This is a genomic window from Actinoplanes oryzae, assembly GCF_030757795.1.
Classification (GTDB): Bacteria; Actinomycetota; Actinomycetes; order Mycobacteriales; family Micromonosporaceae; genus Actinoplanes.
Genome location: NZ_JAUQWH010000095.1, coordinates 1 through 12108 on the forward strand (window position 1 = coordinate 1; position 12108 = coordinate 12108).

At 72.5% G+C, this 12108-nt stretch carries 15 protein-coding genes and 1 pseudogene; 1 reads left to right on the forward strand and 15 read right to left on the reverse strand.

The genetic code is table 11. The features are described from left to right. From RBH18_RS26910 to RBH18_RS26930, 5 genes are all read right to left on the reverse strand, one after another. Positions 1-387: AfsR/SARP family transcriptional regulator (locus RBH18_RS26910; protein WP_306212583.1), on the reverse strand; the 387-nt coding region annotated here is incomplete at its 3' end. 368 nt (positions 388-755) lie between these two features. After that, positions 756-1652, reverse strand: a complete 897-nt coding sequence (locus RBH18_RS26915; RefSeq protein WP_306212584.1) for an LLM class flavin-dependent oxidoreductase — start codon at positions 1650-1652, stop codon at positions 756-758. A gap of 11 nt (positions 1653-1663) precedes the next feature. Further along, positions 1664-3568 (reverse strand): NAD(P)-binding domain-containing protein, encoded by a 1905-nt coding sequence (locus RBH18_RS26920; protein WP_306212585.1) that lies wholly within the window; start codon positions 3566-3568, stop codon positions 1664-1666. A gap of 3 nt (positions 3569-3571) precedes the next feature. Beyond that, entirely contained in the window at positions 3572-3952 is a 381-nt protein-coding gene (locus RBH18_RS26925) for a SchA/CurD-like domain-containing protein (protein WP_306212586.1), read from the reverse strand. Continuing rightward, the gene (locus RBH18_RS26930) at positions 3952-4683 is read right to left on the reverse strand and encodes an SDR family NAD(P)-dependent oxidoreductase (protein ID WP_306212587.1); all 732 of its coding nucleotides are present in this window, start codon (positions 4681-4683) and stop codon (positions 3952-3954) included. Before RBH18_RS26930 ends, RBH18_RS26925 begins: the two co-directional genes overlap by 1 nt. 213 nt (positions 4684-4896) lie before the next feature. Between RBH18_RS26930 and RBH18_RS26935 the strand changes: the two genes are divergently transcribed. Further along, entirely contained in the window at positions 4897-6099 is a 1203-nt protein-coding gene (locus tag RBH18_RS26935; protein ID WP_306212588.1) for a cytochrome P450, read from the forward strand. Between the two features lie 33 nt (positions 6100-6132). Here RBH18_RS26935 and RBH18_RS26940 read toward each other — a convergent pair whose 3' ends face one another. From RBH18_RS26940 to RBH18_RS26985, 10 genes and pseudogenes are all read right to left on the reverse strand, one after another. Next, complete coding sequence (locus tag RBH18_RS26940) at positions 6133-6444, reverse strand: antibiotic biosynthesis monooxygenase family protein (protein WP_306212590.1); 312 nt, start codon at positions 6442-6444, stop codon at positions 6133-6135. Then, positions 6441-6773 carry an antibiotic biosynthesis monooxygenase family protein gene (locus RBH18_RS26945; protein ID WP_306212592.1) on the reverse strand — a complete coding sequence of 111 codons (333 nt, stop codon included), beginning with the start codon at positions 6771-6773 and terminating at the stop codon, positions 6441-6443. The genes RBH18_RS26940 and RBH18_RS26945 overlap by 4 nt, the downstream gene beginning before the upstream one ends. Position 6774: 1 nt before the next feature. Continuing rightward, positions 6775-7506 carry an SDR family NAD(P)-dependent oxidoreductase gene (locus tag RBH18_RS26950; protein ID WP_306212593.1) on the reverse strand — a complete coding sequence of 244 codons (732 nt, stop codon included), beginning with the start codon at positions 7504-7506 and terminating at the stop codon, positions 6775-6777. A gap of 15 nt (positions 7507-7521) precedes the next feature. After that, on the reverse strand, positions 7522-7989 hold the full coding sequence (locus RBH18_RS26955; protein ID WP_306212595.1) for a DUF1772 domain-containing protein: 468 nt from the start codon (positions 7987-7989) through the stop codon (positions 7522-7524). Continuing rightward, positions 7986-8447 (reverse strand): annotated as a pseudogene (locus RBH18_RS26960) (SRPBCC family protein); the annotation flags it as partial. The pseudogene RBH18_RS26960 and the gene RBH18_RS26955, both read right to left, overlap by 4 nt. A gap of 69 nt (positions 8448-8516) precedes the next feature. Continuing rightward, positions 8517-8774, reverse strand: a complete 258-nt coding sequence (locus RBH18_RS26965) for an acyl carrier protein (protein WP_306212599.1) — start codon at positions 8772-8774, stop codon at positions 8517-8519. Between the two features lie 11 nt (positions 8775-8785). Continuing rightward, complete coding sequence (locus RBH18_RS26970) at positions 8786-10003, reverse strand: ketosynthase chain-length factor (RefSeq protein ID WP_306212601.1); 1218 nt, start codon at positions 10001-10003, stop codon at positions 8786-8788. After that, the gene (locus tag RBH18_RS26975) at positions 10000-11265 is read right to left on the reverse strand and encodes a beta-ketoacyl-[acyl-carrier-protein] synthase family protein (RefSeq protein ID WP_306212603.1); all 1266 of its coding nucleotides are present in this window, start codon (positions 11263-11265) and stop codon (positions 10000-10002) included. Before RBH18_RS26975 ends, RBH18_RS26970 begins: the two co-directional genes overlap by 4 nt. After that, the gene (locus RBH18_RS26980; protein ID WP_306212606.1) at positions 11262-11705 is read right to left on the reverse strand and encodes a cupin domain-containing protein; all 444 of its coding nucleotides are present in this window, start codon (positions 11703-11705) and stop codon (positions 11262-11264) included. The genes RBH18_RS26975 and RBH18_RS26980 overlap by 4 nt, the downstream gene beginning before the upstream one ends. After that, entirely contained in the window at positions 11698-12036 is a 339-nt protein-coding gene (locus RBH18_RS26985) for a TcmI family type II polyketide cyclase (protein ID WP_306212608.1), read from the reverse strand. The genes RBH18_RS26980 and RBH18_RS26985 overlap by 8 nt, the downstream gene beginning before the upstream one ends. Between the last annotated feature and the right edge of the window lie 72 nt (positions 12037-12108).

Here is a 12108-nt window from a genome sequence, read left to right on the forward strand (position 1 = left end):
GAAGCCCCGCTGCAGCCGGTCGGCGGCCGTCTCGGCGTCACCGGCCTCCAGCGCGGCGGCGCCCTCGGTCACCAGCCGCTGGAACAGGTGCTGGTCGAGGCTCTCGCGCGGGATCGACAGCACGTAGCCGTAGGGCTTGGTCCGCAGGGTCTCCCCGCCGCTGGGCGAGCGCTCGTCACCGAGCACTTTCCGCAGCTTGTAGATGTAGGTCTGCAGAGTGGACAATGCGCTGCGGGGGGCGCGTTCACCCCAGAGCTCGTCGATGAGCTCATTGGTGTGCACCGGCTGGTTGTTGCAGAGCAGCAGCAGGGAAAGCACCTGCCGCACCTTGGGAGCGGAGGGAGTCAGGTCGGCCGAACGGTCGATGACTTCCAGCGGCCCGAGCACGCGAAATAGCATTGATCCCCCGAGATTGACGCCGCTGATTTGCTGACACGGCGAGTCTATGCATATTCGCCGCGGCCGGACACGCCGTGATGATGTCTGGTTTTCGCTCCGGAACCGACTGCGTTGCGTGACGGTTCTCCCGCTCGTGGCGCCGATCCGCACACAATGGTGACGTGCTGTCACCGAGATTGATCCTTCTCTGCGGGCCTGCATGATCATCCGAGCGATCTTGTACTCACTTGTGGACAAAGCGAGAACGTGCATCATCTGCCCGGTGTCCAGCGATGCTCGAGTCGCCCTCGACCTGCTCGACCCGCGCGCCATTGGGCGGCGACCGGCGGTCGAGTGCGAAACATAACGGAAACGGCTCACCGGTCGCCGTCCGGAAGCGTTCCATTAAAGGAAACGCCCGGAAGTGCGTCATACAGAAGATCCAATTGCTCGATTTCTGCACGGCAGGGGAAGAAAAGAAGCTCGTCACAACCGCTCGCCGCGTATTCCGTCACCGCGCGGCGCACGGCGGCCGGCTCCGTGAGCGCCTTTCCGGCGATCCGCTCCGCCGCCGGCCCCAGAAACGAGTAGTAGCGGCGCAGATAGTCGCGGGACGCGCCGGCGGCACCCGGCCCCAGGGCGAAGTACGTCAGGGCCACCAGGTACGGCCGGCCGGGGCGGCCCTGTCCGGTCCAGGTGTGCCGCATCCGCTCGGCGAGTTCGCGGTATCCGGAGGCGGAACTGCCACCGGCGATCCATCCCGTCCCGTGGCGCGCCGCCCGGCGCATCGCGACCGGCGTGTGCCCGCCGACCCAGACCGGCGGCCGGCCCGCCGGGCGGGGACCTATCGGCTCGGCGAAGCCCCGCAGCTCGCCGGCCCAGATCTTCTCCCAGGTGGCGAGCATGTCGTCGAGCACGGCGCCGCGCCCGTCGTAGGGGACGCCCGAGGCGGTGAAATCGTCCGGACGACCGCCGGCCGACACCCCTACGGTCAACCGGCCGCCCGACAGCCGGTCCACCGTGGCGATCTGTTTGGCCAGCAACGCGGCGTTGGCCCGGTACGGGGCGATCAGAATGGTGGCGGCGAGGCGGATCCGCTGCGTCACCGCCGCGGCCGCGCCCAGCGTGACCAATGACTCGTAGTTGCCGTACACCAGCCTGTCCAGCACCGCGAGGGTGGAGAACCCGAGCTGCTCGGCCCGGTGCGCCCAGGCCGGCAGCTGCGGTCCCTCCACCCCCGGTACGGACGCCGGGAGGCCCACGCCCACACGCATCGGCCCGCCCGTCAGTGCTTGCGCCCGACAACCAGCGTGTCGTACTCGCCGAGCGGCCGTGCCTCGGTGGCGGCGAAGCCCGCGGCGGTCATCCAGCCGGCGCACTCGGCCGCGGTGTACTCCGCGCCGCCCTTCGTGGTCAGCAGCATGTCGAGGCTGATCACCAGGTTGACCGGGTCGGCCGGTTCCTCCGCCACCATGCGGTCGTAGACCAGCAGCGTGCCGCCGGGCGGCAGGGCGGCATACGCCTTGCCGATCAGCATCTGCCGCTCCTCGGGCGCCCAGTCGTGCAGCACGTGACCGATGCTGATGGTGTCGGCGGTGGGCAGGTCGTCGTGGAAAAAGTTGCCCTCCACGAACTCCGCCCGGTCGCCGAGGCCGAGGGCGGCGACGTGCTCGTCGAAGAGCGGGTGCATCGGCGGCAGGTCGAACACCCGCCCCTTCAGGTGGGGATGGGCCTTGAGCACGCCGCACACCAGGTTGCCCCGGGCGCCACCCACGTCCATCAGCGTCGTGGTCGCGGAGAAGTCGAAGGCGTCGGCCAGCTCCGGCGCGATGAGCCCGTTGAGCGCGTCCATCATGCCGACGAACCGGCGCAACCGGTCCGGGTGTCCGATCATGTCCATGTAGTCCGCCTCGGCCTGCGGAGCGCCGGTGCGCAGGGCCTCGGTGAGCCGCCCCCACGCCGGGTACAGCATGTGGTCGGCGCGCTCCAGGAAGCCGCCGACGTAGCTGGGGGTGCCGTGCACCAGCCAGCGGGCGGCCGCCGGGGCGTTGGCGTAGCCGCCGTCAACCCGGCGCAGCAGGCCGAGCACGACGAGGACGTCGAGGAAATCACGGGTACCCCGGCCGTGCAGGCCGAGTGCGGCCCGGAGCTCCTCCTCGGTGCGCGGGCCGTCCTGCAGGTGCGCGAACAAGCGCAGCTCGAGGGCGGACAGCACGACCTTGGCCCGGCAGAAGGCGGTGCCCAGCTCGATCAGGTCGGCGGGTGTGGCGTTGTCGGCGATGGCCGTCATGATTCCTCCGGATCTCACGGTTGTCTGTGGTGTGCCGCCGGGCGGGACCTCGGCGAGCACGGCGGCGTCGTCGTCGCCGCGCCCGGCGGCGACGACCTCCGCGAAGCGGTCCGCCGACCGGCTGGTGACCGGCATGGCCACGCCGGCGGTCCGGGCATGGTCGACGGCGAGCCGCAGGTCCTTGCGCATGAGGCTGGTGCGGAACGCCGCCGGGGCGTAGGCGCGGCGGCGCATCAGCTCGGCGCGGAAGGCCAGCACGGGCGAGCTGAAGCCGCTGCCCGCCACGGCACCGAGCACGTCGTCCCGGTCGAGCCCGGCCGCCTCGGCGAGGGCGACGCCCTCGGCCAGCGCGTTGACCTGCACCCCGAGCTGGACGTTGAGCACGAGCTTGAGCACGGCGGCGTTGCCCGCCGCGCCCAGGTGGCGGACCTGCTCGCCGATGGCGTCGAGCACGGGCCGGACGGCCTCGGCGTCCGCGGGGTCACCGGCGACGAGCACCCGCAGCTTCCCGGCCCGGGCCATGCCGGGGTTGCCCACCACACAGGCCTCCACCCGTCGTACGCCCCGGGCGGCCAGCCGCTCGCCGGCGCGCCGGGACCAGTCCGGCGACACGGTGGAGGTGTCCACGACGATCGTCCCGGGCGCCATCCGGGGCACCATCCGGGCGAACAGGACGTCCTCCACCGCCTCCTCGTCGGAGAGGCTGAGCACCACCACGCCGGCTGCGGCCGCCGCTTCCCCGGCCGTCGCGGCGACCCTGGCGCCGGCGGCTGCCAGCGGTGCGGCGCGCTCCGGCGTCCGGTTGTGCACCACGACGGGAAAGCCCGCGGCGAGCAGGGCATGAGCCATCCCCGAGCCCATGGCCCCGAGGCCGGCCAGCGCCACAGTGTCCGAGGACACGGCTCAGCCCCGCGCCGGGTGCGTGTCGACGGACAACTGGGAGATGCACCGCATGGTGGCGTTGCGGAAGTAGCGGTCGAACCCTTCCGCCGAGCCCGTGTCCCGCTGCTCGGCCAGGAAGGGCGCGAGGCGGGACTCCAGCGAATGCACGCCCTGCTGCCCGGCCATGTGCCGGGAGACGTCGGCGAGCTCGCCGTCGTAGTGGATGACCCGCACCATCAGGTCGTTCTGGATGAACACCGCGGTGCCGAGCAACCGCCCGGACTCCGCGCCCCCGGCGTTGCGCAGGGTCGGTGTGTCCACCCGCCGGAACCCGGCGAAGATCTCGGCGATCTCGTCCTCGTGCCCGGGCTTGACCCGATAGGTGATCGCGGCGTAGGGCATCACATTCCTCCGTCTACGGTGAGAGTGGCTCCGGTGATGTAGCGGGACAGGTCGCTGGCCAGGAACAGCACGGCCCCGGCCACCTCGTCGGGCCGGGCCAGCCGGCCCAGGGCGGTCATGGCCTCGATGCGCGCCCGCACCGGGGGCGGCGGCCCGTCGCCGGTGTCGACGACCCCGGGATCGACCAGATTGACGCGCAGGCCGCGGCGGCCGGTCTCCTTGCACAGCGAGCGGGTCAGCCCGATCAGCGCGGCCTTGGCCGCGGTGTAGTGAGCACTGCCGGGACGGCCGCGCAGGGCGACGGACGCGCCGACGTTGATCACCGATGCGCCGTCGCCCAGCTGGTCGAGCAGTGCCCGGGTGACCAGGAAGCAGCCGGTGAGGTCCACGTCCACGACCCGGTGCCACTCCTGCGGGGTCAGCCCGGCGGCCGCCGCGCTGCCGTCCACCCCCGCGTTGTTGACCAGCACGTCCAGCCCGCCCAGCACGCGCCGGCACTCCGCCGCCAGCCCGGCCACCGCGTCTTCGTCGGTGACGTCGGTCCGGACCGCCTCCACCCGGCCCGGGGCGCCGGCCGCGGCCTGCACCAGCTCGTCCGCGGCGGCCTTGTCCCGGTGGTACGCCGCGACGACGTCGGCCCCGGCCCGGGCGAACGCCAGCACGGTGGCCCGGCCGACCCCGCCGGTGCCGCCCGTGACCAGCACCCTCCTGCCTTGCAGCTCAAGATCCATCGAGATCCCTTCGCAGACCGCGGCGCACCGGGGCACCGCCGCGACGCCCCGCCGGCGGGCCCGGCCGGGTACGACTCTGCGGCGAGCCTGCGGGGTGCGGCTCGCAAAGGTCTGGAAAGTCGGTGGACCCGGTGCCCGCCGGCGGTTCAGTGGTCTTCGAGCGGGTTCTGCGACGGTGCGGGCTCCGACCACTCCGTCCCTGGAGGACCCCGCATGACTGCGCAGCCCGTCCGAGCCGCCGGTTTCCCGTTCAGCTCCGCCGATCCCCTCGAGCCGCCGGCGGAATACGCCCGGCTGCGGGCCCGGGAGCCGCTCACCCGCGTCACCCTGCCCACCGGCGACCTCGCCTGGCTGGTCACGCGGCACGCCGATGTCCGCATGGTGCTGACCGATCCCCGGTTCAGCCGGGAGGCCATCACCGCGCCGGGCGCGCCCCGCCTGCTGCCCATCGCCCAGGGCTCCAAGTCGATCTTCGTGATGGACCCGCCGGAGCACAGCCGGCTGCGCGGGCTGGTGTCGCGGGCGTTCAACCCTCGCCGGATCCTCCGGTTGCGGCCACGGGTGGAGCACATCACCGGTGAGCTGATCGACGGCATGCTGTCCGCGGGCGCCCCCGCCGACCTCATGGCGGGGCTGGCCCAGCCACTGCCCATCACCGTCATCTGCGAGCTGCTCGGGGTGCCCTTCTCCGATGTCGGCCAGTTCCGGTCGTGGACCGACGTCATGCTCAGCTTCGACGCGTCCCGCCGCGACGAGGTCATCACGGCGCGGAACCACCTCAACGACTATCTGACCCAGCTCATCGAGACGAAGCGCGCGCAACCCGCCGATGATCTGCTCAAGCTGCTCATCGACGCCCGCGACGGCGGCGACCGGCTCAGCCAGGAGGAGCTCCTGGCCTTCGGCTACACGCTGCTCGGAGCCGGCTACCACGCGACCACGAGCGGCATCGCCCACGCCGTCCTGACACTGCAACGGCTGCCCGGGGAGTGGCGCCGGCTGGCCGCGGACCGGACCCTCGTGCCGGCGGCGGTCGAGGAGCTGCTGCGCCTGTCCCAGGCGGGCGGCGGACTCGGCGCGTTGCGCATCGCCGTCGAGGACGTCGAGGTCTCCGGTGTCCTGGTCCGCGCGGGCGAGGCGATCCTGCCGTCCATCAACGCGGCCAACCGCGACCCGGACGTCTTCCCCGCGCCCGACGTCTTCGACCTGTCCCGCAACCCGCGCCTGCACCTGGCCTTCGGCTACGGCATCCACCACTGTCTCGGCGCCCAGCTCGGCCGGATGGAGCTCGAGGTGGTGCTCGACGCCCTGCTGAGGCGGATGCCCCGGCTGGCCGTCGCCGGCGGCGAGGACGGTCTGCGCTGGAGCTCGGGCGTCGCCTTCAGCCGGCCGGCGGAGCTTCCGGTCACCTGGTGACCGGCAACCCCGCCGGCGTGCCGGTCGCCGCGGTCAGTAGGCCGCGGCGACCTCGTAGATACCGAACGCGGCGCCGCGTGAGCCGTCCTGCAGGGGACGCAGCGGCGCCGTCGTGCCCTTGTGCGCCGCTCCGCGCTCCCAGTTCCGGAAGAGTTCGAGGCTCTCCCACTCGCTCATCACCACGAACCGGCTGCCGTCGGTGGTGTCGCGCAGCAGTTCGTTGCGGATCAGCCCGGGCGTGCCCGCCAGCTCACGGCTGATCCGGTGATAGGCGCGGCCGACCGCGTCCGCGTCGTCCACAGGGGCGGCAGCGAAGATGAGCACCCGGGCCCGGCCCGCGCTCATGCGCCCGGCGCCCCGGCACCGGCCATTCGGTGCACCACCGACATGGTGACCATGCTGCCCGCCGACCGGTAGGGGTGGAGCTTGGTCCGGTGCCCCACGTGCTCGGGACTGTGCTCGAACTCGCGGAACCGCGGCTCGTCCACCCAGTCACTGATCACGTAGTAGACCGAGTCCTCGGTGGTGCTGCGGCACAGCCACTGCCCCAGGTTCGCCGGCTGGCCGGTGATCTCGTGTCCCACCCGGTGCCAGGTGTCCTCGAACTCCCGCTCCCGCCCGGGATGGATCTCCATCCGCAGCAGCACCCGGAAGACGACGTCCGGTGCGCCCATCTCAGATCCCCCCGTCCACGTTGATCGTCGCACCGTTGACGAACGAGGCCAGGTCGCTCACGAGGAAGAGCACCGCGCCCGCGATCTCGTCCGGGCGGCCCAGGCGGCCCAGCGGGATCATCGTGCGATACCGCTCAAGCACCTCCGGGCGTACAGGCTCCTCGGTCTCGATCGGTCCGGGCGCGACCACGTTCACCCGGACGCCGCGGGACCCCAGCTCCTTGGCCAGCGACCGGGTCAGGCCGATCAGCCCGGACTTCGACGCCGTGTAGTGCGCGCGCAGCGGGATGCCGATCGTCGCCACCCGCGAGCCCACGTTCACCACCGAGGCGCCCTCGCCCAGCAGCGGCAGGACGGCCTGAGTGACGGTGAACGGGGCGGTCAGATTGTTGCCGACGACCCGCCGCCACTCGTCCGCCGACAGCTCCGCGAACGGGACGTGGCTGATCACCCCGGCGTTGTTCACCAGCGCGTCGAGGCGGCCGAAGCGGACCCGGGCCTGCTCGGCCAGCCGCTCCACGTCGGCCGCGTCGCTGACGTCGGCGCGGACCAGGTGGTGCTCCCCTGGGCCGGCCTTGAGCTCGCGCGCCAGGCTCTCGACCGCCTCGCCCTCGGTGCGGTAACAGGTGAGCACATCCGCGCCGGCCCGGGCCAGCGCCAGGACGATGCCCCGGCCGATGCCCCGGCTGCCACCGGTGACCAGCACCTTCTTGCCGTGCAGTTGCAGCGTCATGTCTCTCCTCCTCGATCAGGTCAGCGCCGCGGCGCCGGCGGCGTTGGCGACCAGCGCCAGCACCGCCAGGCAGGTGCGCAAGAGGTTCCAGGCACGCCAGCGCCGGCGCGGGTCCACCCGGGACCAGTCCGGCGGTTGCTGCCGCGGGTCGAGCGCCATCACGTACCGGTTCACCGGCACGTTCTTCACGACCGATATCGCCATCACGACGGCGAGCAGCCCCGCCGCGACGGCGAACAGCCACCGCGCCGGCCCCTCCGACACGAGCACCAGCGCCAGGTCCGCCAGCAAGGTGATGCCGTGGGTGATCGGCATGAAGGGGTCGTAACGGGGCCACAGGAACTGGATGGTGTGCACGTAGCGGTCGTACGGCAGAGCGAGCGTCAGCGGGACGATCCCGATGACCGTGGAAAGCATCACGCCGGCTCCCAGCCCGTTGCACCCCACCGCCACGGTCAGCAGGGCGCCGGTCAGCGCGCTCATCGGGTGTCCGGCGCGGCCGCGGCCTGTTCCACCAGCGTCCGGATCCGGTCCATCTGCACGGCGGTGTTGCGGTTGAGGTGCGCTGTCATGCCGGCGTCGTCGGCGGGCGCGTCCGGCTTCATGTGGAAGTCCTGGACCCAGCGCATCCGGACGCCGTCCTCCTCCTGGGCGTACTCCCATGTGATGTGCATGAACTCGAACGGCCCGGTCTCCACCCGGTGCGCGCGCACCGTCCGGGTGGCCGGGTCGGGAGTGCGCTGCGACACCCAGCTCCACACCCGGCCCTCCTCGTCCGGGTGCATGGTGAGCCGGAAGACGACCGTGTCCCCGCGCCGGTCCAGCACCTCGGCCGCGGCGTACTCGCTGAACAGCCGCGGCCACGACGGCACGTCGTTGGTCATCTCCCAGACCAGGTCCATCGGCGCCTTGATCAGTACGGAGTTGTCGGTGTGCCCGCTGCCGCCGGGGTGCGCGGTGCGGGTGGCGGAGCCGGGCGTCCCGCCGCTCTGGTGCGCCATCTTTCCTCCTCAGATCGCGGCGAATCGCGCGTTGACGTAGCCGACGGTCGCGTCGGGGGTGCTCATCGCCTCGATGGACTCGTCGGGCATGGGGATGCCGTACTCGCGCTGGATCCGGCTCGCGATCTCCAGCAGCGCCAGCGAGTCGTAGCCGAGCTCGGGGAACGGCACCTCGTCGATGCGGCCGGAGAGGTCGGTGTCCTCGTCCTCGCCGGCGCACTCACGCATGATCCGGCGCAGGTCGTCCAGGGTGAACTTCTCGGGCATGGTGCTTCCTCTCAGGAAGGGCCGGCGGCAGCGACCACCGCAGCCGCGTTGAACCCGCCGTGTCCGCGGGCCAGCACCAGAGCGGCGGACGCACGCGTGCGCCGCGGCTCGGTGACGAGGTCGAGCCGGTGGTCGCGCACCGGCCGGGTGACCCCGGCGGTGGGCGGCACGACCCCGTGCCGCAGGGACATCAGGGCGGCGACCAGATCGAGCGGCGCGCCCCCGGCATACAGCCGGCCCGTCATCGTCTTCGGGGCGGTGACGGGTACGCCGCCCGGCCCGAACAGCGCGGTGATCGCCTCCGCCTCCCGCTGGTCCGGCTCCGCGCTCCCGGCGGCGTCGGCGAAGACGATCCCGATGCCGGCCGGCGTGATCCCCGCATCGGCCAGCGCCAGCTCCGCGGCCCGGCGCAGGCCCGGCGGCCGGGACGAGCCGGGGGCGGGGTCGAAGCTGGACCCGAAGCCGGCCAGCCGCCCGTAGACCTGCGGGGCACCCCGCTCGGCCGCGGCCTGCTCCTCCTCCACGACGAGCATCGCGCCGCCCTCGCCCGGGACGTAGCCGTTGGCCCGCTCGTCGAACGGCAGGTACGCCTCCGCGGGGTCACCGCGCTCGCTGAGCAGGTTCGTCGACAGCTGGGCGGTCAACCCGTACGGGCACAGCGACGCGTCGGTGCCACCGGTGAGCACCACCCGCGCACCGGTGCCGAGCAGGCGACGGCTGCGCGCCGCGGCCTCGATCCCGCCGGCCTGCTCGGCGCAGACGACCCCGCACGGGCCGCGCATCCCGTGCCGGATCGAGATCTGACCCGTCGTCGCGGCGTAGAACCAGGCGATGGACTGGTAGGCGCCGACATGGTCCGGCCCCTGCGACCACAGTCCGTGGATCTCGCGCTGACCGAACTCGGTGCCGCCGGACGAGCTCGCGGTCACCACGGCCATCTCGTACTCGGGCAGGGCCGCCGGATCGACCGCCGCGTCGGCCAGCGCCTGCGCCGCAGCGGTGAGGCCGAGATGGGTCCAGTGATCGGTCTGCACCGCCAGCCGGCCGGGCACGTGCTCGGCGACCCGGAACCCGCCGACCTCGCCGGCCAGCCGGACCGGATAGCGGTCGGTGGCGAACCGCGTGATCGGGCCGATCGCGGACCTGCCCTCGAGCAGCCGGGACCAGTGCTCCGCCAGGCTCATGCCGGTCGGGGCGGCGACCCCGATGCCGGTGACGACCGCCGTCACGCCGCACCCGGCCGGGTCAGCAGCATGGCCGACTGGAAACCGCCGAACCCGCTGCCCACCGAGAGCACGGTGCCCACCGGCTGCTCGCGTGCGGTCAGCGGCACGTAGTCCAGGTCGCACTCCGGGTCCGGGTGGTGCAGGTTCGCCGTCGGCGGCACCACCGAGTGCTCGATCGCCAGGGCGCACGCCGCGATCTCGATCGACCCGATCGCGCCGAGGGAGTGCCCGACCATCGACTTGATCGACGACACCGGTACCTCGTACGCGCGCGGGCCGAGGCTCCGCTTGAACGCCGCGGTCTCGTGCCGGTCGTTCTGCCGGGTGCCCGAGCCGTGCGCGTTGATGTAGTCCACCGCGCCCGGGTCGAGCCGTGCCTGGCCGAGCGCCACCCGGATCGCCTCGGCCATCTCCCGGCCGTCCGGCTTGAGACCGGTCATGTGGAAGGCGTTGCTGCGGTTGGCGTACCCCGCGATCTCGGCGTAGATGTGGGCCCCCCGCCGTTGTGCCGCCGTCTTCTCCTCGAGAATCAGCACCGCCGCGCCCTCGCCCAGGACGAAGCCGTCGCGGTGCAGGTCGAACGGGCGGGACGCGTGCTCCGGATCGCCGTTGCTCGGCGTCGTCGCGCGGATGGCGTCGAAGCAGGCCACCGAGATCGGGGAGATGGGTGCGTCGGTGGCCCCGGCGACGACGACGTCCGCGGCGCCGTCGACCAGCATCTGCACCCCGGCCCCGACGGAGTCCAGGCCGGCCGTGCAGCCGGTCGAGGTCAGCGAGACCGGCCCCTCGGCGTCCGACGCCCACGCCACCTCGACCGCGAGGGTGCTCGGCACCATGTAGCCGTAGAGGTGCGGCACCCGGTAGTCCGGGTCGACCTCCCACTGGCGGCCACAGTCGCTGAGGACGACGTACTCCTCCTCCAGTCCCATGGTGCAGCCGACGGCACTGCCCAGGCTCACCCCGGTCCGTGCCGGATCGAGGCGGTTCCGGTCGAGGCCGCTGTCGGCCCACGCCTCGCGGGCGGCCACCACGGCGAACTGGGCCGCGCGATCCATGCGGCGGGCCTCCTGCGGGGACAGGCCCTCGTGCAGGGGATCGAAGTCGCATTCCGCGGCCACCCGGGACCGGAAGGCGGTCGCGTCGAACAACGAGATCTCCCGCGTCGCCGTGCGCCCGGAGGTGAGCAGCTCCCAGTAGGCCTTGGTGCCGGTGCCACCGGGCGCGACCACGCCGATGCCGGTGATGACGGCCGTGCGTGCGCTCATCGGGCCCCGCCCACGTTCAGCTGTGGCTCGCCGGCGGCGGGCAGCGTCTCCGTGTCCACGTGGCCCAGCTCGGGGCGGGGCGCCAGCGGGCTGAGGTGGAAGACGAGCTCGGCCGGGGAGTCCGCGGAGTTCTCCAGCCGGTGCCGTGTCCCGATCGGCACCATGACGGCCGCGCCGGGGAAGAGCTGCACCAGGCTGCCGCCCGCCTCCGGGCCGCCGTCGAGGCGCAGGGCCGGGGAGCCGCTGACGACGTAGAGGAACTCCTCGGAGTGCGGGTGGTAGTGCTCGGCGACGAATTCGCCCGGCCGCAGCGTCAGCGTGCCGAAGAACCCTGAGGTCGAGCCGACGGTGCGCGGGCTCAGCAGCACCCGGATGTCGCCGCCGCGCCGCCGGTTGGGCGCCACGTCATCGGCTCGCACGGTGCGGATGTCGTCAGCCACGGACCGCTCCCGTCTGCGGCGTCCAGACGTAGAACGGCGAGGCCATGGCGTCCTTCGGCTCCTTCCAGCCCGGGTCGTACGGGCTGATGTGCTCGGCCAGCCGCTTGTTGACGTCGGCGTAGAGCGGGTGCTTGCGGGCCTCGTAGAGGTTGCCGGTGATGTCGTCGCCGGCCTCCACGAGATGGAAGTAGAGGTCGTGGAAGCGGAAGAGCGTCCGCCGCGAGACGCCGATCATGTGAGGCAGCTCGGTCGCGTCCGACTCGGCGAAGATGGACGCGACGGCGTCCGCCTCGGACGGTCGCATCCGGGCGACGATCAATGTGCGGTGCACAGAGGTCTCCTTGTCCTCGGGCGGGACGCCGGCGTGGCCGCGCCACGCCGGCGCATCGGTGCCGGATTCATC